General features: G+C 46.8%; 19 protein-coding genes and 1 pseudogene. 10 read left to right on the top strand and 10 right to left on the bottom strand.

Annotated features, from left to right (window positions below; all coding sequences use genetic code 11):
* Positions 1 to 205: 205 nt before the first annotated feature.
* Positions 206 to 2377, top strand: coding sequence for a TonB-dependent hemoglobin/transferrin/lactoferrin family receptor (locus ACJJIZ_RS11125; RefSeq protein ID WP_444916163.1), 2172 nt, complete (start codon positions 206 to 208; stop codon positions 2375 to 2377).
* Between the two features lie 92 nt (positions 2378 to 2469).
* Here ACJJIZ_RS11125 and ACJJIZ_RS11120 read toward each other — a convergent pair whose 3' ends face one another.
* Together ACJJIZ_RS11120 and ACJJIZ_RS11115 are read right to left on the bottom strand one after the other, a co-directional pair.
* Complete coding sequence (locus ACJJIZ_RS11120; RefSeq protein ID WP_444896778.1) at positions 2470 to 3057, bottom strand: SRPBCC family protein; 588 nt, start codon at positions 3055 to 3057, stop codon at positions 2470 to 2472.
* 152 nt (positions 3058 to 3209) lie between these two features.
* Positions 3210 to 4121, bottom strand: a complete 912-nt coding sequence (locus ACJJIZ_RS11115) for a LysR family transcriptional regulator (protein ID WP_444916162.1) — start codon at positions 4119 to 4121, stop codon at positions 3210 to 3212.
* Positions 4122 to 4244: 123 nt separating this feature from the next.
* Here ACJJIZ_RS11115 and ACJJIZ_RS11110 point away from each other — a divergent pair, with 123 nt between their 5' ends.
* Positions 4245 to 4979, top strand: a complete 735-nt coding sequence (locus ACJJIZ_RS11110; RefSeq protein WP_444916161.1) for a glycine betaine ABC transporter substrate-binding protein — start codon at positions 4245 to 4247, stop codon at positions 4977 to 4979.
* 27 nt (positions 4980 to 5006) lie between these two features.
* The gene (locus tag ACJJIZ_RS11105; protein ID WP_444916160.1) at positions 5007 to 6113 is read left to right on the top strand and encodes an L-dopachrome tautomerase-related protein; all 1107 of its coding nucleotides are present in this window, start codon (positions 5007 to 5009) and stop codon (positions 6111 to 6113) included.
* A 44-nt stretch (positions 6114 to 6157) separates the two neighbouring features.
* On the opposite strand, the gene ACJJIZ_RS11100 is transcribed toward ACJJIZ_RS11105, so the two are convergent.
* Positions 6158 to 6364 (bottom strand): DUF2905 domain-containing protein, encoded by a 207-nt coding sequence (locus ACJJIZ_RS11100; protein WP_444916159.1) that lies wholly within the window; start codon positions 6362 to 6364, stop codon positions 6158 to 6160.
* A 122-nt stretch (positions 6365 to 6486) separates the two neighbouring features.
* Here ACJJIZ_RS11100 and ACJJIZ_RS11095 point away from each other — a divergent pair, with 122 nt between their 5' ends.
* The 4 genes from ACJJIZ_RS11095 (at position 6487) to ACJJIZ_RS11080 (ending at position 10912) form a co-directional block, all read left to right on the top strand.
* Positions 6487 to 7653 carry a PQQ-dependent sugar dehydrogenase gene (locus ACJJIZ_RS11095; protein ID WP_444905691.1) on the top strand — a complete coding sequence of 389 codons (1167 nt, stop codon included), beginning with the start codon at positions 6487 to 6489 and terminating at the stop codon, positions 7651 to 7653.
* 67 nt (positions 7654 to 7720) lie between these two features.
* Entirely contained in the window at positions 7721 to 9373 is a 1653-nt protein-coding gene (locus ACJJIZ_RS11090; protein WP_444916158.1) for an amidohydrolase, read from the top strand.
* A 206-nt stretch (positions 9374 to 9579) separates the two neighbouring features.
* The gene (locus ACJJIZ_RS11085) at positions 9580 to 10041 is read left to right on the top strand and encodes a GNAT family N-acetyltransferase (protein WP_444916157.1); all 462 of its coding nucleotides are present in this window, start codon (positions 9580 to 9582) and stop codon (positions 10039 to 10041) included.
* A gap of 238 nt (positions 10042 to 10279) precedes the next feature.
* Entirely contained in the window at positions 10280 to 10912 is a 633-nt protein-coding gene (locus ACJJIZ_RS11080; RefSeq protein ID WP_444916156.1) for a GyrI-like domain-containing protein, read from the top strand.
* Between the two features lie 324 nt (positions 10913 to 11236).
* On the opposite strand, the gene ACJJIZ_RS11075 is transcribed toward ACJJIZ_RS11080, so the two are convergent.
* On the bottom strand, positions 11237 to 13453 hold the full coding sequence (locus tag ACJJIZ_RS11075; RefSeq protein WP_444916155.1) for a M3 family metallopeptidase: 2217 nt from the start codon (positions 13451 to 13453) through the stop codon (positions 11237 to 11239).
* A gap of 903 nt (positions 13454 to 14356) precedes the next feature.
* Between ACJJIZ_RS11075 and ACJJIZ_RS11070 the strand changes: the two genes are divergently transcribed.
* Complete coding sequence (locus ACJJIZ_RS11070; protein WP_444916154.1) at positions 14357 to 15307, top strand: right-handed parallel beta-helix repeat-containing protein; 951 nt, start codon at positions 14357 to 14359, stop codon at positions 15305 to 15307.
* 460 nt (positions 15308 to 15767) lie between these two features.
* On the opposite strand, the pseudogene ACJJIZ_RS11065 reads toward ACJJIZ_RS11070, so the two are convergent.
* The 3 genes and pseudogenes from ACJJIZ_RS11065 to ACJJIZ_RS11055 all read right to left on the bottom strand — a co-directional run bounded on the left by ACJJIZ_RS11065 (position 15768) and on the right by ACJJIZ_RS11055 (position 16605).
* Positions 15768 to 16160, bottom strand: a pseudogene (locus tag ACJJIZ_RS11065) (transposase).
* Positions 16161 to 16162: 2 nt separating this feature from the next.
* Positions 16163 to 16408 (bottom strand): hypothetical protein, encoded by a 246-nt coding sequence (locus tag ACJJIZ_RS11060; RefSeq protein WP_444916153.1) that lies wholly within the window; start codon positions 16406 to 16408, stop codon positions 16163 to 16165.
* On the bottom strand, positions 16405 to 16605 hold the full coding sequence (locus tag ACJJIZ_RS11055) for a transposase (protein ID WP_444916203.1): 201 nt from the start codon (positions 16603 to 16605) through the stop codon (positions 16405 to 16407). The genes ACJJIZ_RS11060 and ACJJIZ_RS11055 overlap by 4 nt, the downstream gene beginning before the upstream one ends.
* 313 nt (positions 16606 to 16918) lie before the next feature.
* Here ACJJIZ_RS11055 and ACJJIZ_RS11050 point away from each other — a divergent pair, with 313 nt between their 5' ends.
* Together ACJJIZ_RS11050 and ACJJIZ_RS11045 are read left to right on the top strand one after the other, a co-directional pair.
* Positions 16919 to 17869 carry a right-handed parallel beta-helix repeat-containing protein gene (locus ACJJIZ_RS11050; RefSeq protein ID WP_444916152.1) on the top strand — a complete coding sequence of 317 codons (951 nt, stop codon included), beginning with the start codon at positions 16919 to 16921 and terminating at the stop codon, positions 17867 to 17869.
* Positions 17870 to 18496: 627 nt separating this feature from the next.
* Positions 18497 to 19453: a right-handed parallel beta-helix repeat-containing protein gene (locus ACJJIZ_RS11045; RefSeq protein WP_444916151.1), complete on the top strand. Its 957-nt coding sequence runs from the start codon at positions 18497 to 18499 to the stop codon at positions 19451 to 19453.
* 109 nt (positions 19454 to 19562) lie between these two features.
* On the opposite strand, the gene ACJJIZ_RS11040 is transcribed toward ACJJIZ_RS11045, so the two are convergent.
* From ACJJIZ_RS11040 to ACJJIZ_RS11030, 3 genes are all read right to left on the bottom strand, one after another.
* A complete protein-coding gene (locus tag ACJJIZ_RS11040; RefSeq protein WP_444916150.1) occupies positions 19563 to 19949 on the bottom strand; it encodes a RidA family protein in 387 nt (128 codons plus the stop codon).
* Positions 19950 to 19960: 11 nt separating this feature from the next.
* A complete protein-coding gene (locus ACJJIZ_RS11035) occupies positions 19961 to 20329 on the bottom strand; it encodes a VOC family protein (RefSeq protein WP_444916149.1) in 369 nt (122 codons plus the stop codon).
* A 147-nt stretch (positions 20330 to 20476) separates the two neighbouring features.
* Complete coding sequence (locus tag ACJJIZ_RS11030) at positions 20477 to 21448, bottom strand: LysR family transcriptional regulator (RefSeq protein WP_413665247.1); 972 nt, start codon at positions 21446 to 21448, stop codon at positions 20477 to 20479.
* Positions 21449 to 21451 lie beyond the last annotated feature (3 nt).

Here is a 21451-nt window from a genome sequence, read left to right as displayed (position 1 = left end):
TGATGCCGTTCACAAATTTGAGCGGAAAGTACCCAAAGAAACTTTTAAGGTCAAATTTAATCTAATTGATATTGATTCGCATTTACCTTTACATTTTAATAAGTATCCATATAATCTCGCTCCGAACTGGTCGACAAGACCAAGCGAAAGGGCAACCAGAGACCCTTAACGAGCAGACCGAATCAACGACATCAAGGAATTCACCATGAAACGTCGCCCACTAGCAGCAGCCATTTTGGGCTTAGCCTCCGCCTCAAACCTGTACGCAGAGACCCCGACCTCTCCGTCCAGCAATGAACTCGAGCTGATCGTCGTCAGCGGGCGCGCAGAAAAACCCCTGAAAGACGTTGCGGGCAGCGTTTCCGTGGTGACCAATGAAGAAATTGAGCAGCTTCAGCTCAATGACATGAACCAGCTGTTCCAATACGAACCTGGCGTTGAAGTAACTGGTGAGGCTGGCGGCGCACAGAATATTCTGGTGCGCGGCATGGGCGGTGACCGTGTACTGATTATCAAAGACGGTATGCGGGTGAACGAGGGTTATGGCGCCAATGGCCAAAACGACATTATTGGTCGCGGCTTTATTGAAGTGGACACCCTAAAGCAGGTTGAAGTTGCCAAAGGCGCAGCCTCCTCCCTGTACGGTTCAGACGCCCTTGCCGGTATCGTAGTATTCACCACCAAAGATGCTTCCGACTACCTGGAGGATGGCGAGCAGTTTGGCGGATCTATCAAGACCGGCTACAACGGCATCACCAGCCAACACAATGTTTCCCCTACCCTCGCCCTGCGCACCGGCAATTTTGAGCAACTGCTGCACACCACCTTCCGCGATGGTGAAGAACAACAGAACTACGACGAAACCCAGGACCCCTTCGAGATTGAATCGAAGAGCATCCTGTACAAAGGCAAGTACAACTTGGGTGGCGAAGACTTTATCAGTTTCAGCATTGACCACTGGAACCAGGAAACTGTCGGCGACAGTGCCGATGGCCTGTTGTATTACTTCCGCGGACTGGCCGACTACGGCTACAACATCGTCGCTGAACAATCTGTTTCCGACAAAGAGACCACTGCATACCAGCTCCGCTACCACAGCGAGACTCCAACTGCGATTTACGATCAGGTAAATATCAGCTTGTACAACAACAAGTCTGAACAGGAAGACGAGCAGTACGGCCAACTGGACATCAACGCCCCCATGTTCGGTGTGATCGAAATCCGCGATATGTGGGAAACCGGCCTCTACCGCCAGGACACTATCGGCCTGCTGTCCAACGCCAGCAAAACCCTGAATGAGACCCACACCCTGGGTTACGGCCTGGACCTGGAGCAAACCGAGAGCGAGCGTACCGTTCACCAATACCGTGAAGTTGCGGGTAGCTCCACTCTGGACTCCACCACCGAGAAATTCCCAGAAAACGAAGTGGCGCGCGCCGGCCTGTTTATCAATGACGAAATGTTATTCGCCAATGGCCAGCTGACCGTTACCCCGGGCCTGCGCTACGACTGGTACGAAATGGACCCGAACGGCGCATTGAAGACTGACGGCACCCCATTTGCCACCATTGAAGAAAGCAATGTTTCCTTCAACCTGGGCACTCTGTATCGAATCAATTCAAAGTTATCTGCCTTTGCCCAATATGGGCAGGGCTTTAAAGTACCGGCCTACGATTTAGCTTATATTGAGCACTACCTGCAGCCGACCTCCAGTTACATCTATGAGGTACTTCCCGCCGACGATCTGTCACCGGAAACCAGTGACACCTTCGAGCTCGGCCTGCGCGGGCACCTGGGCCCGGTAGCTTTCAGTACTGCAGCGTTTTATACCGAATACGATGATTTCCTGGAAACCACTTTAATTCACCAAGAATTTGTAAATGGTGATGACGGCAGTTTCTCCCATGTATTTGAACAGTACCAGTACCAGAACATCGAATCTGTCACCATCAAAGGTATAGAGGCGAGCGCCAGCTGGTACCTGTCTCCAACAATCGAGTTGTTTGCAAATGCCAGCTACCAGCGCGGCGAAAACGACACCACCGGTGAATACCTTACCAGCATCAGCCCACTTTCTGGCGTGGTCGGTGCAAGCTACAGCGGAGCCAAACTCTCCAGCCAGGTACTGGTGCGCTGGGCAGACCGTATGGAAAAAGTGAACGACGGCGCTACTGAAACTGCCGGTTATGGCACTGTAGACTGGACCCTGGGTTATCAGGTAATGGACTCCATGTCTGTGAACTTGGCGGTTAACAACCTGATGGATAAATACTACGTTCCCTACCTGAATGTTGCAGGCTGGGATGAAGGTAGCGATCTTTCTGTCAATGCGGCGCCGGGACGTACTTTCTCTGCGTCAATCAGATACGATTTTTAATTAACGAGTTTTACACTCTCCTATCTCGCAAATAAGTCCCTTGATGGCCGTACTCCCATGCGGCCTTTTTTTTTGGCGTCAAAAAAATACAATTAATCCGTGTAAATCTTCTCCATCATTTCTTTCACTTCCGCCTGGTATAGTCGCAATGCCTTTAACAGCTCAAGCCTGAATAGCGGCATATAAAGCAAGTACACTAGCTGATATATTGGGTTCGCAGAGTGCATTTTGAAATAACACTGTCTCTCCCAGTGACTTGCCCCACCCTTCATTTCGGTAATGGTGTAACTGAAATGGCCCGTGATGTGTTTAGTAATTGGTAAAAATAATAGAACCAGCGCACCACCGTAAATCGTCTTCCCCTCCCAGGAAATCTTATTGGGCCGCTCATAATTTATTAATTGATGCTTCATTACGTGGTAGCCAGTAATCCCCCAATATTTTTCGATCGCTACGCTACCTACAGTGGACTTATCGCCCCCCAGATTGTATTCCGCAAATAAAGTGTTCGGATATTTGCTTTCCCAATTTCGTAGGTCTACCACATAATCAAACAAGGCTTCGGGTGGGGCTTGTATAATGGCCGCATTTTTGTAGAAGTAGGACTTGTCTTTAAAATACAGCACCAGGCAAATCAACACATACAGAATAATTACCGCATATATGATGTCTAGTATCATCAACTGCCTCCACCACTAAAAAACTTAATACCGGCACTGATATAAATGAACTAGAAAGTCACAAGCCTAATTATAGAAGAATAAAAAAATGCCATAGCTTTACGGCCTGAATTCAAAATAAATAAAGATAACAATCAACTTGAGAGGGGCGATTAAATCCTCGCAGAAGTGGACATAAACTTCATGGCCAATCGGTCTGTAAATACCGTCACCCGGCGCGGCTGGGCCCGGCTTGGAGGGAACAACATTTGAAGTGGTACCGGCGGTGGAGTGTACTTTTCTAACAGGCGAACCAGCCTGCCCGCCTGAATATCCGGCCCTACATCCAGTTCCGATTTTAAAATAATGCCACTTCCCTTCAGGCACCACTGACGAGCCAGTTCCCCGTCATTGGTCACCCGGTCACCGCGCACCACCACAGTTTGCTCACTTCCCGATCCATCGCAGCCGCCGAGAAAGCGCCAGTGGTTATCCAGATTTTCACCGAAACGCATTACCAGACAGTTGTGACCCTTCAGGTCCCCGGGCTTTTGTGGAGTACCTCGCTCTTGTAAATATCTGGGAGAAGCGCAGAGGATGCGCTGCTTTTGGCTCAAGGTCCTGACCCGAAGTGAACTGTCGGTGATTGCGCCGAAACGCAAGGCAATATCAATACCCTGACCGACAATGTCCACATAACCATCCGATAACAGCAATTCAATAGAAATAGTCGGGTGATCCAGTAAGAAGCGGTCAATTTCCGGGGCCACAATCGCACGCCCCAAGTCGCAGGGGGCACTTACGCGAATGCCACCGGACAGGGTCTGTGCTCCTAATCGAATACGGCTTTCAAGGTCATCCACTTCACCCAGAATCTGTTTAGCACCCTCAATCAGGGTACGCCCTTCCTCTGTCAGGCTAATTGCCCGGGTTGTTCGATTCAATAACACCACACCGAAGTGCGACTCCAATGCCGCAAGGCGCTCGGAAACCCTGCTGGAAGATAGGCCCGAGTCCCGCGCTGCGGCGACCAGACTACCTTTATCAACAATTTGCAGGAACAACTTGAGATTATCTATCAGCATTGATCGGAAATATCGAATATTAATTTCTATTAATTGCAGTTTATCCGGTAAATCAAAGCAACCACAATATCCCTATCGCAGCCACTACTGCACAGTCACAAACTTACACCAGGGAGTTTCGGTATGGATAACAGTATTCGCATCGGACACATTGCGCTCTCTTTCCACGAGGCCAGCGCCCGGGAAGTCGCCAAGGTTCTTGAGGCTCACGGCCACCAAACCAGCTTCAAGTCCGCCCCCCATGAGGCGGCCTTCGAGCTGTTAAAAAACGGGGAAATCGACCTTTTAACTTCGGCCTGGCTGCCCTCCAGCCACGAGGTCTACCTGAATCCCCTGCTGGACCAGGTCGAAAAAGTGACCGTGCTGTATGAGCCCTACTGTATCTGGGGTGTGCCGGATTATGTGCCCGAAAAAGCAATTGCCAGTGTTGATGACCTACTCAGCGAACCCGCTCTCACCCGTATGGATCGCCTGATCCAGGGAATTAATCCCGGTGCCGGTATTAGCCGCTTTTCCACTGAAATGATTCATGCCTATGGTCTTGATAAGGCAGGTTACGAATTCCGACCGGGAACAGAAGCAGACTGCTTCAACCGTTTTGAAGACGCCGTAGCGCAGGAGCGCTGGGTAGTGATTCCCTTGTGGCACCCGCAATTTCTCCACAACCGCTACACCATCCGCGCACTAAAAGAGCCCAAAGGGCTTCTCGGCACTCAAGATAAAGCAACGCTCATCGTGCGCAAAGATGCCAAACAGAAAATTGGCAGCGCCGCCCTGGCTGCCCTGTCCCAGCTTTATATCGGCAACAAAAAGCTCAGCGCCTTGGAAGATGCGCTGCGCAAACAAGCCAAAAACTGAGACACAGTAAAATTTAAGGAAGTCGCAATGAAGTCCCCAAAAATACTATTTGCCGCTCTGGCTCTTGCAGGTGTTGGCAGCTTAGCCACCAGTGTCACTCACGCAGCTGAAGCGGAGTCCCTGCAAACAGTCACTGAATTCAGCGAATCCCGCGCTGCCGGTGTCACTATCACCCCCAATGGCCGGGTACTGGTCAGCATGCACCCACTGGATGCGCCAAAACTAAAAGTACTCGAGGTAATGGCCAACGGCTCCAAGCAACCCTTTCCCAATCGAGATTGGGCGGATGGGCCTGAACAGGGTGAAGTGGGCTTTGGATCAGTAATTGGCATTCACTCTGACAGCAAAGGCATCGTCTGGATCTTGGATATGGGCGGTGAAAATACACCCGTCCAACTTGTCGCCTGGGACAGCGTCAATAATAAACTGCACCAACAGATTGAAATTTCCAAGTCAGCATTAGTAGAAAATCTATTTCCGCAGGATTTTGCCCTGGATGAAAAGCGCCAAAAAATCTACATCGCCGATATGTCCTTCGGTAATTTTAACGGCGCGACCAAACCGGCAATTATTGTCGTCGACCTGAAAACCGGACGCTCTCGGCGTGTACTGGAAAGCGCTAATGAATTTATGCCGCCAAAGCAGGATCTCATCATCGGTGGAGTTTTGCTAGCGGCTAAAACTGAAGGTGATACGAATAAAAGCCTGCACTTTGGTCTCAATCCCATTGCCCTGGACGACAAGTCTGAATGGCTCTACTTTGGCAGCCTCAGCGGCGATAAAATCTTCCGCCTTCCTGCGGCACAGTTGGCGGACGCCGATATTTCCGAGAGTAAACTAACCGCACAAGTTGAAGAATTTGGCCCCAAAAACCCCAGTGATGGCATTGCAATGGCACCGGAAGGTGGCGTGCTGGTTACCGACCTGCAGAATAACGCCATTGGACTGACCACCCAGGGCAATTACCAAATCCTGTTACAGGACAAACAGCTCTCTTGGCCTGACAGCCTCGCTATTAGCAATGGCTGGGTATATATCACCCAGGATCAGCTTCACCAGCATCCTGCTTTCAGTTCTGGCCTTGGTAATGCCAAGCCACCCTACAAGCTGATGCGCTTCCGCTACACTCCATAAACTCCCTCTCACCGCCAGGAGATAGTTGCCCTGGCGGTTTTTTATTAACGTCGAAATAAATTCACCAGTAAACTCAATACCAAACTAACGATAATCATCGATACAATTGGAAAGTAAAAACGGGTGCGCCCCGACTCCACACGAATATCTCCCGGCAAGCGCCCGAACCAGCTGAATAACCCTGGGGAAAAGTGCAATAGCACCCCAGCCAACACTAAAATTATTCCTGCGATAATCAACCAGCGGGACATCTATTCACCTCCCTACAGAGTGATTTAATGCCCTGACAATTACCCTGGCGTACTGCCTGGACATTCCCCAGTGACTACTCTATCTATGCTCAATCCCGAGACAAATCGATAGAGGCCATGTGGTGAAATACCTCCTTAGTGTAGTTGTCACAATCTGCATCTTTTTTAGCACTGCTGCCAATAGCCAGAATAATCCTTTGATTTCCCGAGGCACTATCCCGCTCGCCGAAGAGGTTACCCTTACTTCAGTCGCCGGCCCACTTGAATACCCTTGGGGTATAACCAGCCTGCCCGATGGAAGTTTTCTTATCACCCAGCGCAGCGGACAACTCAGAATTGTAAAAGATGGAAAATTATTGGCGGACCCTATCGGGTTTCCAGCAGAAATCTTGTTTCTTGGCCAAGGGGGCCTACTGGATATCGCTGTGAGCCCCACCTTCCCTCAAGACCAGATGCTCTACTTCAGTTATGCCATTGGCAATATGGACAACAACCGACTTGCCATTGGTCGGGCTAAATGGAATAACGGCAAGTTGGAAAACTTTGAAGAGATATTCAAGTCCGCGCAGGGTAAAAATAACGGCGCACACTTCGGTTCCCGGCTCGCCTTCCTACCCGATAAAACGTTGCTGGCTACCATTGGCGATGGCGGTAATCCCCCACAAGAATTCCTCGATATTTTTGCCCGGGAACAGGCCCAAAACCTACAAACCCACTTCGGCTCTATTATTCGTATTAATGGGGACGGTTCAATTCCCGACGACAACCCATTCAAAAACCAAGCAGATGCCCTGCCGCAAATCTGGAGCTTTGGCCACCGCAATCCCCAAGGATTGGTGATCGATCAACAAAGTGGGGAGATCTGGTCCTCCGAACACGGCCCCGCAGGAGGCGATGAATTGAACCGCCTCAAAGCTGGCAGTAACTATGGCTGGCCAAGGGTCACTTTTGGTCGGGACTACCGGGATGGCTCCAATATAGCCTTCAAAATCGAGGGTCCAGAATTTACCTCGCCCGCACTGGCCTGGCTCGATACCCATGCCCCTGGGGGACTGGCCTTCTACACCGGCAATGCCTTCCCCGAATGGAAAGGACGGCTTATTTCCGCCGGGTTAGTTAGCGAAGATTTAAGGATCATTCAGATAAAAGATGGCGCTGCCATTGGCGAGCTAAGGATACCTATTGGGGAGCGCGTACGCGACGCAGAAGTTGGCCAGGATGGCAGTCTTTACATATTGACCGATGGCCCCAAAGGCCGTTTACTGCGCATAGATCCAGCAAAACAATAACTCGAATTTCAAGATATTCGACTAGTTGGGGCGAGGTTCAAAAGTCGCCCTATAAGGCAAGCTATCTATGCGTTTTTTCCGCCCCCTTACCGCCACTCTACTTATGGCCACCTCACTGTGTGTTCAGTCCACCACTCTGATTCACAATGTTTCCGGCTACCAAACTACTGATGATCAACTACTCACGTTCGATGCTTTAGCCTTTGATCAAGGCAAGGTACTGGCAACTGGAAGCTATCAACAGCTGGAAAAGCAATTTCCTACAGCCGATAGAATTGATGCGCAGGGTAAAACCCTACTTCCAGGCCTAATTGATGCCCACGGCCATATGCTGGGCCTGGGCCAACTTACCGGGGAATTGGACTTACGCGATCACTCCCTTGCACAAGCACTCTCAGCCATCAAGAAGTACGCCCGGGATCTGGGGCCCGACGAATGGCTATCGGGCCGTGGCTGGAACCAGGTTACCTGGCCCAACAAAGCTTTCCCAACCCGTAAACAACTGGATAAATTGGAAATAGAGCAGCCAATTTGGTTGCGCCGGGTCGATGGCCACGCAGGTTGGGCCAATTCCAGGGCCCTGCAATTAGCGGGGATCGACAAGGAAACCCAATCACCAGATGGCGGTGAGATTCTACGGGATGAAAACGGCAACCCGACAGGCATCCTGATCGATAACGCCATGAGCCTGATGTACAAGGCGATACCCGCACCTACTTTAGCCCAGGAGAAAAAGAGTCTACAAAATGCATTTACCACCGCTCTCTCACTGGGATTAACCAGTGTGCATGATGCGGGTATCAGCGAACAGACCCTGAACGCCTACCGAGACCTGGCAAATAAGAAAGCCATCCCGTTGCGTATTTACCCCATGCTTTCAGTAGATAGCCACAACTATGCCCAGTTACTTCAGGCGGGGCATATTGGAGAGCCTTCGGACCGGCTGTATATGCGCAGCATTAAACTTTCCGCCGATGGCGCCTTGGGAAGCCGAGGCGCTGCCCTGCTGGAGCCCTACCACGACCGTCCTCAGGAAAAGGGGCTGCTGCTCTACCCGGAAGACAAAATGTTGGCTTTGCTCAAGCTGGCTACCGACAATAACTTCCAGGTTAACGTACATGCAATCGGCGACAGGGCTAACCATATCATATTGAACCATTTGGAAACCCTAAACAAGGCAGAGAGCCAGGCTAGCTATCGTCATCGCGTGGAGCACGCCCAGGTTATTGAGATGGAAGATATTCCGCGCTTCGCCCGGCTCAACTTGATTGCCTCTATGCAGCCCACTCACGCTACCAGCGATAAGAACATGGCCGGCGACCGCCTGGGGAATGAGCGCCTGATCGGCGCCTACGCATGGCAGACACTGCTGGAGCAAGGCACTCCCATCGCCGCAGGTTCCGACTTCCCTGTAGAACCTGCAAACCCGCTTTTCGGTCTACACGCCGCAGTTACCCGCCGCGACCGCCAGGGAGATCCCAGTAAAGGCTGGCGCACTGAAGAAGCTATGACTCTGGAGCAAGCCCTGCGCGCCTTTACCCTGGATGCAGCCTATGCCAGCCATCAAGAGAAAGTCATCGGCAACCTTGAAGCCGGGAAGTTCGCCGATTTTATTTTGCTGGATAAGGATATTTTTACGATGGCTCCCCAGGAGATCTGGAAAGTACAAGTTCTGGAGACCTGGGTTGAAGGAGAACAGGTATACCGTAAACCCCTGTAGCCAATCACTGACCTTCATTTTTTCCCGCACTTCAAATCTGCGAATACCGGCGAAAGCCGGTATTCGCAGAAACAACGACTGCCCCATAATTCACTAAGAGCCTTGTATTGCGCTATTGCTATACTACTTTTTGTGGATACGAGAAAACTTTATTGATAAAGCGCATATAGGTTAACGCCTCAAATAGATACCAAGTAGACCGCGCTATGAAATACATCCAAATACCCGTAAGCGATGCACCTTTATATCTTCTACTCGAAGCAGATCCCTCTAAGAGGAAAATAGACAGCTATTTACCTGAATCCTGGTGCTTCGCAGCAATTGATGCTGGCGCTGTGGAAGGTATATGCGTAGTAAAAGAAATTGATACCGCAATCGCTGAGATTTTCAATATCTCAGTTTCTCCTGAGGTGCGGCAGCAAGGGATTGGATCAAAGCTGTTAAAGTTCTCTCTTTCAGAGCTCACCACCAAAGGAATTCACCGAATAGAGCTGGGCACTGGCACATTCGGTTACCAACTAACCTTTTATCAACGCCATGGGTTCAGGGTTGAATCTGTTGTTAAAGATTATTTTTTACACAACTATGATCAACCCATTGTTGAAGACGGAGTGCAACACAAAGATATGTTGCGACTTTCACTAGATCTTACAATTAGACGACAATAAAACTGTCTGCGGCATAGTGCCTACCCAAAATGGCAGGCTTATACCTATTAATCATCGCTCAATCATCACCCAACGCGCCGGGATCAAAGTCGTCGTAAAGCCATTCAGTTATAAGTGAAAATTTCCTTTCGCCTAATCTAACTTGACCTGCCAAACATCAACATTAAACCACCCATCTTGAACACTGTATTTATAAACAGTATACTTAAAGCGACCTAGAAAGCACCAAGGGAATACTATGCCAGTAAAACATGAATGGCGAAAAAAAGAAAAATCTCTCTATCTCCCTAAAACTCTACCTGAAGTTATCGATATCCCCAAACTCAATTACATTACTATTCATGGAGAGGGCAGCCCTGCCGAGGAGGCATTCACAAACTGTATCGGCGCTCTATATTCCTTGGCTTATGCTATCAAGATGCTTCCCAAAAAAACGGATGAGAAGCCGAGGGGGTACTTTGATTTTACAGTCTATCCATTAGAGGGAGTCTGGGACATCAATGAAAAAGCCAAAGAGAGTTATTCTGGGAAGATCAAAAAAGAAGATTTAATCTATAAGCTGATGATACGTCAGCCTGATTTTGTCGAGCTACCCTTTTTCAAGGAAATACTTAACTACGTTAAGAACAAAAAACCAAATCCACTACTGAATCAAGTTAACTTTGAGACTATTTTAGAGGGGAAGTGTGTACAAATGCTCCACTTAGGGAGATTTGAGGATGAGCCTATCAGCTTTGAGAAAATGGAAGCCTTTGCTAAAGATCAGGGCTTAAATCGCCTATCCAAGGTACACAAGGAAATTTATCTTTCAGACACAAGAAAAGTTGCACCGGAAAAATTGAAAACCGTATTAAGGTTTCGGGTTAGCTAAATAATGGCTTATTTTGACCCCCACAGCCAACTTTTATCATCAGATCCCCCCAGTATCCCAAACCCTATTTTAGTACCAGCTATACACTAACTCTTATCAAGAAACCCTCCAATTCTGAAAGCCATTTATTAAGTTATACACCGGGATTATATTCAAGGTGTTTATGTTTCCAGCTAAGTTAATTAGCGCCTGCGGCTAAACAAGTAAAAGAACTTCACAGAGGGTGAGATCAGAAACCAGCTGAAATACTCACAGACCAAGTTAAATCAATAAAAAAAGCCGCATCGAAGGATGCGGCTTTTTTGTCACGGGGACTATTGCAAATTAGTCCTTAACAGCTACCGTGCTCGCTTTCTTTTCAGGGATCGGGAAGCCACGATCGCGCATTAATGCTTCGATATTGGCATCGCGACCACGGAAAGAGCGGTATGCGTCTGCCGGGTCCAACGCATTGCGAGGAGCGAACAAGTATTTCACCAGTCTCGCAGCTACTTCCCTATCGTAGAAGCCGCCTTTGGACTCGGCGAAAGCCTCAGAGGCATCGGAGGTCAGCACATCGGCCCACATGTAGCCGTAGTAGCTGGCCGCATAGCCTTCACCGGAGAAGATATGACCAAAATGAGGAGAACGGTGGCGCATCACCAGTTCATCCGGCATACCCAGCTTCTTCAAAGTTTCACGTTCAAACTTGTCTGGATCGATACCTTCAGGATCAGCAGTGTGGAATTTCATATCCACCAGTGCAGATGCCAGGTACTCAGTAGTGGCAAAACCTGAATTGAACTTAGCCGCCTTCTTGATCTTCTTCACCAGATCCGCAGGAATCGGCTCACCAGTTTTGTAGTGCACCAGATAATTGTCGATAACCGCATCGGTAGACAACCAGCGCTCCAGCAGCTGAGACTGGAACTCGGTGTAGTCACGCACACCGCCATTTAAGGTCGGATAAGTAACGTTGGACGCGAGGAAGTGCAGCGCATGGCCAAACTCGTGGAAGAAAGTCTCTGCATCATCCCAACTTACCAGTACAGGCTCACCGGGAGCGCCCTTGATAAAGTTAGAGTTGTTGGAAGAGAGAACGTTCTTCTTACCATCGAAAGTGGAGTGATCGCGGTACATGGTTGCCCAGGCTCCAGAACGCTTACCTGCACGAGCAAATGGGTCCAGGTACCAGAGGCCGATATGATCGCCACTCGTCTTATCGGTAACCTCCCAGACCTTAACATCTTCATGGAATACCGGTACTGAGCCTTCCTTCACTGGAGTGAACTCAAAATTGAACAGCTCTCCAGCCACATAGAACATGGCTTCACGCAGGTTATCCAGCTGCAAGTACTGTTTAACTTCATCGGAGTTCAGGTCGTACTTGGCCTTGCGAACTTTTTCTGCGTAGTAGCGGTAGTCCCAGGGCTCAATAGTGATATTGGCTTTCTCGGCATCAGCCACAGCCTGCATATCAGCCACTTCTTCCTTCACGCGACCAACTGCCGCCGGCCATACCGCTTCCATCAACTCCATGGCGCGCTCAGGCGATTTCGCCATACGATCGCGCAGGCGCCACTGAGCGTAGTTGTCGAAACCTTGCAGGCCAACACGTTCGTCGCGCAGCTTCAGGATTTCAGCGATGATAGCGTTGTTATCGTGCTCATCACCATTGTCGCCACGGCTGTAGTAATTGGTCCAAATCTGCTTACGCAGCTCGCGATTGTCAGAGTAAGTCAGGAAGGGATCCATGGAGGAGCGGGTATTGGTAATAGCGTACTTACCTTTTTCGCCCTTCTCTTCCGCCAGGGCCGCCGCAGCAGCGACAAAGGAATCCGGCAGGCCACCCAGCTGATCTTTAGTCAGGAAGATGTCGTAGCCTTCCTCATCAGCCAGTACATTATTGGAGAACTTTGTATAGAGTTCCGCCAAGCGCTTATTGATTTCTGCATAGCGCTCTTTCTTTTCCCCTTCAAGGGTGGCGCCATTGGTTGCGAACTGGGTATATACCAGCTCGACTACACGCTTCTGCTCAGCGTCCAGGTCCATCGATTCACGCTGATCATAGATAGACTTGATACGCTTAAAGAGGGCCTTGTTCTGGTAAATCTTGGACTCGTAGTCAGCCCACAGAGGTGCCAGTTCGCGCTGAACCTCACGGAATTCCGGGGAGGACATATTGCCGGCCCAGATCCCATAATAAGAAGATGCACGCCCCAACTCTGCACCACTGCGCTCCATCGGAACGAAAGTGTTGGCGAAAGTAGGCTTGGCAGGATCGGCGGCGATGGCGTCCAGCTCCGCCAGATTCATCTCAATACCCTTCTCAATTGCGGGCTTGAGATCTTCAAGATTCATCTTGTCAAACGCAGGAACACCACCAAAAGGACCTGTCCACTCCGCCAATAGCATGTTGCTGGCGTGCTCCGGACTAACAGCCATGGACTTCTCGGCATTCACGGTATCTTTGACCACCTCAGCCTGTTGTGTCTTTTCACCACAACCGCCCACTACCGCAAGAGCTGCGGCCACGGATAGTGCGATCATTGTTTGACGCATCGGTATCTCCTCTAGGATAGAGCTTTGTAATAGTTTTAAGAGCGGGAGTTTAACCCCAGTTGGCCTATGCCCGCCAATACTACCGCCATTCTCAGCCAAGGCTGCGACAGAGTGAAGGAAATACACGACGACTTCCTTCAGCTTTGACCATATGGTCTAGGCGTCCCAGCACCCACACCTCTCCTACTCAACGATCCCCTCTGAAGTAACCAAATCAGTAAATTCGACCCGAACCCCCTACCCGGTCAAAATCAGCTTATTTCCGTCACCGCTGGAATCTCACTTAAAACTCAACATAAATAAAGCCTTCAGCAGCCAGCTAATACAACTCCACACCTTTGCTTACCTTTTGAAAATAAAAGTGCGCTGTCTTGCAGCTAAAACTGAGCCTTTAAATCAGAGGAGTTTTGGAACAGCAATCAAAATTTCACTTACAACAGTAAACGACCTATAAAGCCGCACTTAAACTCAACACAAACAAACACATTTAAATATATTTAGAAAAACCTATTCCCATTCATAATTAGGTGGGAACTTTTCTTCTACTCACAAAATCCTCTCCAACATAAAAGTCACGATTACTGGAAATATTTCCCCATAAGAAAATGCAATTAGCGACAATCCGTAAAATTATCAGAATATTTACCACATATATCAATGAAATTCGGAAATAAAGCTAAGGGCGCTCAATAAACTCAACCACCTTATGCAATTTTTTATAATTATTTCCATTAAAAAATACTATTAAAACTTCAAAACAATATTTATCTAATCAAGACAGATCGGGCAATATTTAAACGAAAAGCAGGTGCTCTTTTTCAGGCACAAATAACAAATCCGGAAATCTGGCTTTTTATTTTATTTATACATTCGCTCAACTGATTAAAAGTTAGGGATAGACTCATGCAAAAGAAATCCATTTTACCACTTAGCGCAGTTATAGCAGTCTTATCAATGGGTATTGCCTCAGGCTCACAAGCTCAGGCGGTTAGCTGTGGTGACGTAATAACCTCTCCGACCACCCTCGACAGTGATTTAGTCTGCACTATTGCTGATGAATTTTCTGTCGCAATAGCAATTGAGGGGCCATCTGGCAGCCTTTCAATGGGAGATTACAGTTTGACCTGTTCCACCAATGAATTTGGCACAGGTATTATTTTACTGGAAAGTGGCGCCCGGCTTAGCGGGGGTAGCGTAATCGGTTGCGGCGATGCTGTGACTGTTGGAGGGGATGGTAACCATTTTGTTACAGGTGTCACTATCACTGATTTTGGTGATGATGCTGTATATGTCGAAAGCGATTTCAATGTGGTCAGCAACATGACAATCACTGGAGATGGGTGGGATTCCGATGAAGGTATCGATATCCAGGGTAATAACAATCTAGTCAACAACAATCTAGTTGAAAATGCTGGTGACGAAGGTATTGAAGTTGCAGGAGACTACAATACGGTTACCTTTAACGAGGTCTATTTTTCAGGAAACGATGGCATTGAAATTGACGGTATTTTTGCAAATATCACCAATAACATATCCGCCTTCAATGGTAGCAGCGGTATTGAAATTGATAGTGACAACGGCACTATCTCTCTAAATAATGTTACTGATAACGAGGAAGGGGGAATCGACCTAGATCAAGGCGATAGCAATAGTATTGTCAATAACAACGTTGTTGATAATGGCACTTATGGAATATTTATTTCGGACGATGAACCTACCAACAATACGATTTCTGGTAATTTCTCTGAGGGCCAAACCTACGACTTATTTGATGCAGTTGACTTTGATTGCACAGGCAGTAATACCTGGCAAAACAATACATTTACCACATCTGATCCCTCTTGTTTAGATTAAATACTTGAGGGAATTTACAAGCAAGCAATTCAAGAACTTATAAATAGCCAAACTCCTTGTCAACCCACTTTAAACCTTAAGGCGATTCTCTTTCCCAAAAAGAGAATCGCTATTCAATTAAAATGTTGCGCACCCACAACCATTAATAAATAGTTTTACTGTCGACATTAGCAGACACTTAAACCCGCCTCAACAATAAGAGACCATATCCGACAGATTAAAAGATACAGACACCCTAAATCACTCCGCTAAATATTCTCAATAAAAAGATATCTACACTTATTAAGGGCCCTCTGATCAACGAAGCATTTTTCTAGAGTTAAGATGAACTGTTTGAAAAATCCACTTTATTACGACCAAACGCATAATTTTCGCGTAATAGTCCCCTAATTTTTCATCTGAAACCCTAAATAGGCGGGTTTCAGGCGCCCCTCCTAGGTAGCCAAGTATTTTCTCCCTATTAATAAGTTGGTAAAGCCTGCCAGCAAGCACAGCCTCTCAGTATTTTTACCAGTCCCTGATAGCGGGCCTTGTCATAAACAAATACCCGTTTGATGTAGCGAAAGGAGTGCTCGACCTTCGCTCTTATCTGCGCCTTAATCTTTTCCGCCTTACGGAGTGCATCACGCCCTGGAAGAGGTTTTAGCTTGCTCGGCTTCATTGCCATGTACCAATCCGCCTCCCACTCTTTCAACTCTTCACATTTCTCCGCACCAATGAACCCAGAGTCTCCTCAGATTCTTTTCTCCTCCCCGTGGAGAACTCGCTCTGTGGTTGTGACATCATGCGAATTCGCTGCTGTTGTATCTATGTTATGTATTACTCCAAGCACATCATCAACCCCGATATGCATTTTCATTCCAAAATTCCACTGATTGCCTTTCTTTGTTTGATGCATTTCTGGATCACTTTCTTTTTATTCTTAGTTGAAGTTGGCGCGGAGATAATAGTGGCATCTACAATCGTGCCTTCACGCAGTACCATGCCTTTCTCAGCAAGATGTTTGTTGATTTCATCAAAAAGAGCTGCACCTAGCTGATTGAGTTCCAGTAAGTGGCGAAAGTTAAGAATCGTTGTTTCATCGAAAATTGGGCCACTCAAAGCCAATCCAGCAATATACGCATGGATTCAATTTCATACAGTGCACCCTCCATAGCGGGATCACTGAGATTGTAAAATAGCTGCATGCAATGGATACGGTGCATGACACTCAATGGATATGGCTGTCGGCCGCAGATGAAATTTTCCCCTATTGAAAATATCCGCCTCAATATAGAACCCTTGACTACCGGAAACATTTTCCAGCAGAAAAGTGTAATTAACGACAACCGATAAAAACACCAGAATAGTTACCATACGCGTATCAATGCATTTCGGAAATAAAGCTATAGACGCCAAGCAACCGCGCTTAACTTATACGACTTTTCATAATTATCTCCATTAAAAAACACTATTAAAACTTCAAAACAATATTTATCTAATCAAGACAAATCGGGCAATATTTAAACAAAAAGCAGCACTCTTTTTTAGACACAAATATCAACCCAGAAAACCTGGCTTTTTTATTTTATTCATACATTCACTTAACTGATTAAAGGTAGGGATAGACTCATGCAAAAGAAATCCATTTTACCACTTGGCGCAGCTGTTGCGGTTTTATCAATGGGTGTCGCCACAGGCTCACAAGCTCAGGCGGTTAGCTGTGGTGACGTAATAACCACTCCGACCACCCTCGATAGTGATTTAGTCTGCACTATTGATGATGAATTTTCTGTCGCAATAGCAATTGAAGGGCCATCTGGCAGCCTTTCAATGGGAGATTACAGTTTGACCTGTTCCACCAATAAATTTGGCACAGGTATTATTTTACTGGAAAGTGGTGCCCGGCTTAGCGGGGGAAGCGTAATCGGTTGCGGCGACGCTGTGACTGTTGTAGGTGATGGTGGCCATTATGTTACAGGTGTCACTATCACTGATTCTGGTAATAATGCTGTTTATGTCAAAAGCAATTTCAATGTAGTCAGCAATATGACAATCACTGGAGGTAGTGGGGTTGTCGATGAAGGTATCCTAATCCAGGGTAACAACAATCTCGTCAACAACAATTTTGTTGGAAATACTGACAATCCTGGCATCGAAATTACAGGAGCCTACAATCATGTTTACTTTAACGAGGTCTATTTTTGTGCAACCGATGGAATTGTAGCTGGCGGTATTTTTTCACGTGTAACCCACAACATATCCAACTTCAATGGTTACCAAGGTATTTCAGTTGCTGGTAGCTACGGCACTATCGCGCAAAATAAGATTACAGATAATGATTTTGCAGGAATCCAGCTACTACAGGGCGAATTCAATAATATTGCCAACAATAACGTTGTTGATAATGGCACTTATGGAATATATATTGCGGACAGTATGCCTACCGACAATACGATTTCTGGTAACTTCTCCGAGGGCCATACCTACGACTTATATGATCCAGAAAACTTTGCTTGCATAAGCAGCAATACCTGGATAAACAATACATTCACCACTTCTGACCCGGGCTGCCTAGATTGAATTGATAATTTAAGACCATATAGGCATATGGCCAGCAAAAAAAATCATTAAATGAGAATTTAAATGTACAAACGACCCTCTTTTAATTTCAAAAAGAGGGTCGCCATTAAACACACGACAATATCAACTAGGAAAATATACCGCAATCCTCTACATGTTAATTAACTCAGACAACAACGGATAACCCTACCTACCACTTTCGATCAGGATCTAGCATAGTGAGCCCGCAGATCTTATTCTGGCATAAGATTTATATATTAATATCTACAACCCCATGTACAACACTAGCGAACTCGGTATAGAAATAGAGATAATAGGGGCGCTCAACTAACCAATGGTAGTATTAACGGGTTATATTTCAGTGTAGATAATCCAGTTTTCACTTCAAACAAATCATGGAAAACAATATATTCACAATATCTAACTCCTACTGTCTTGATTATGTAAACCAGAAAAATGAGGAGCTTTATATAATTTTCTGATAATTACACACAGGCCCCAGATGCACGCAAAAACCACCAAAAACTCCGTAGCGCTATAAAAGATATAGACAGCTAATACTACCCCATTAAAGTACATCACCGTATTAATATCTACACTTCTTATAGCTGTTAAAAGGAGTTACCCATGTTCTACCCTATCCAATACCCTAAAACCCTTTCCACAACTCTATTTACTTTAGGAGTCTCCCTATCATTAACGGTCAATGCCGTAGATTGCGGAGATGTAATTACCGAACCCGCCACCCTAACCGAGGATCTAGTTTGTGAGTTTACGGATGCTCCTGCCTTAACAATTCAGGGGCCAACTGGAAGTCTGTATATGAATGGACATTCCTTGACTTGCTTAGGATCAGATGCAGGCAATGGAATCGTGCTTATAGGCACATCAGCTGAATTATCCACCGGAACAGTAAATGGTTGCAATGATGCAGTTTTACTCTTAGAGGCGGGTGGGCACACTGTATATGGCATAAATGCATTGCTTCCACTGGACGATGCCATTGTTGTAAGCAGTGATAGCAATATCGTCACAGGCAATTATGCACTTGGTGACGGGAATGACTCAGATGATGGAATCGATATCAATGGTAACCTTAATTTTATTTCCCAAAACATTATTGAGTTATCCGGTGACGAGGGTATGGAAGTTGACGGTACTTCCAATACAATAATCGGCAATACTATTACTGGGTCCGACAGTGATGGGGTCGAATTAGATGGAGATTTTTCTGTCTTTGTTTCAAACATTGTACAAGACAATGACAATACAGGTATTGAAATTGAAGGAAGCTCATGCACCGTTTCAAATAACACAACAACAGAAAATGGATCTTCTGGAATTTCATTAGAATTTTCCGCATCCAACAATGGCATCAGTCAAAATACCAGTAGTGACAATGGAGCTTACGGTATATTAGTTACCGGTGTTAACGCCATTGGCAATAACATTGTCTTTAACACTGCCACAGGAAACGGCTTATTCGACCTTGAAGATCTTTTTGAGAGTGAGGATTGTAGCGTTAACAATAACCTTTGGTCAGGCAACACCTTCTCATCAGCTGAGCCGAGCTGCCTTGAATAAACCCTAAGTTACGTCTGCCGGGGTTATTAGCCTTTAAACTAAGGCAATAACCCCGCCCCCCCTTACTGCCAATGCTACTATTTCAGGTCGGCATTACCCCCTTTTCAAATTAACTTTCAGAGACAACGGCATCCATCTCAATCTCCACTAACCAATTAGAGTCAATAAACCCCTTAACCTCCACAAAAGTACAGGCAGGGCGAATATCTGAAAATAGTTCCCCATGTGCCCTGGCCGCATCTTCCCAGCGCTTTATATCAACTAACATAATCCGGGTTCTTATAACGTCAGGCAGATGTCCACCAGCCTCCTTAAGAGCAGCGACAGCAATATCCAAGCAGAGTTTGGTCTGGCCATAAACATCACCGATAAAGGCAGTTTTGCCCTCCGATATAGGAGCGGTCCCCGATATAGCGATTTGCCCCCCGATCCTACAGGCTCTTGAAAACCCTATGGGATTCTCAAGGTATGAACCGGAGCTTATCAATTTTCTCACTTTAACTCCTTCTAACGAGTAAATACGGCTATTTTATTTCCATCCAAATCCCTAAAATAGGCCCTATAAAAAGATTCCGAATTCCTATAGCCTGGACCACCTTCAGATGTCCCTCCAAGTCCAAGCGCTATAGAAAAAATCTTATCGACTTTATCAATACTGCCAACATTAAGGGCTAACATTGTACCGTTTCCAATACTCGCCGGCTTTTCATCATAGGGAGCAGTAACAGCAAGTTTTGTGGAGGAGCCTTTAAACTGCCAGAAAATAACTGTATCAGAGTGATAAACTTCCTCTGCAGCAATAGGGGCAAAAATCTTGCAATAAAACAGCCCCGCCCTGGGCAAGTTATTTGTACCTAATGTTATATGAGAAATCATGTCGTAAAGCACCCTATTGGGAAAGTAAAATCTAAGATTTTATGGTCTACCTGCTAAAGCAACTACTGTATTTCAAAGTTTTCAATCTGTGATCAGGTCTCTATTTAGTGAGAACGACACCTACAGATAATTGCCCCTACCTAAAATCTACAAATTCCCAGTAGTCAACGGGCAAGTCTCATATTGGCACAACTGGTGATCAGGACCGAACTCAAACCGGCCTTTAATTTCATTTAAATACTCCAACAGTGCCGAGACTCTCTTGGGCTTATTGACTCCGGGCCGATAGACTACATAAATTGGCATAAATATCGCGTGCCATTCGGGAAATATTCGTATTAACTCCTGCTTCTCCAACTCGCAGATCATGCTGTTAACCGGAATTTGAGCTATTCCCACCCCGCCAGCAGCAGCCCTTTTTGCCGTTTCTGGATTGCCACAATGGAAGTTACTTCGCACTTCGATAGATTCCGTTTTGTTTTCGGATACCAGAGTCCAAAAAGCAGACTCAGGGGCAGTCCCGGCTGTAATACAATTGTGCTGCCTGAGCTCCTGGGGTGACTCAGGTATTCCGTATTCCCTTAAATAGTCCGGACTGGCTACCAGAACCTGAGTCGTATACCCGATTTCTTTCGCCACCAAACGGTCATCGGCGATCTGCCCGACACGAATTGCCAGGTCTATACCCTGAATAAACAGGTCATCAAAAGTGTTGGATAGCTCCAGCGAGATTTGGGCTTTCGGCCACTGCTGGAGAAATGGAGGGAAAATATACTGGGCCAGGTAGCTCCCCATGGCCGGGGGGGCCGATACACGCAGCAACCCCTGTACTTGCTGCTCTATCTCCCGCACATCCTCGCGCAAGGATTTAAACTCCTCCACCAGTAAAGAGGCCCGGCGAAGGGTAACCCTACCCGCATCAGTAATCTCAATTTTCCGTGTAGAGCGCTCCAGCAGCTTGGCTTGCAGTTGCTCTTCCAGCTTCGAAATGGCTTTGCTCACTGTAGATTTGGGCAGCCCCAGCTCCTCGGCACACTGGGTGAGACTCAGCAGTCTGCAAGTGGTCACAAAGATCGATAAAGTTCGAAAGTCTATAGTTTCCAAATCGCGAACAATCAATTT

The organism is Microbulbifer maximicatervae (SeqCode), from assembly GCF_052467225.1.
This window is presented reverse-complemented; position numbering and strand designations above follow the sequence as displayed.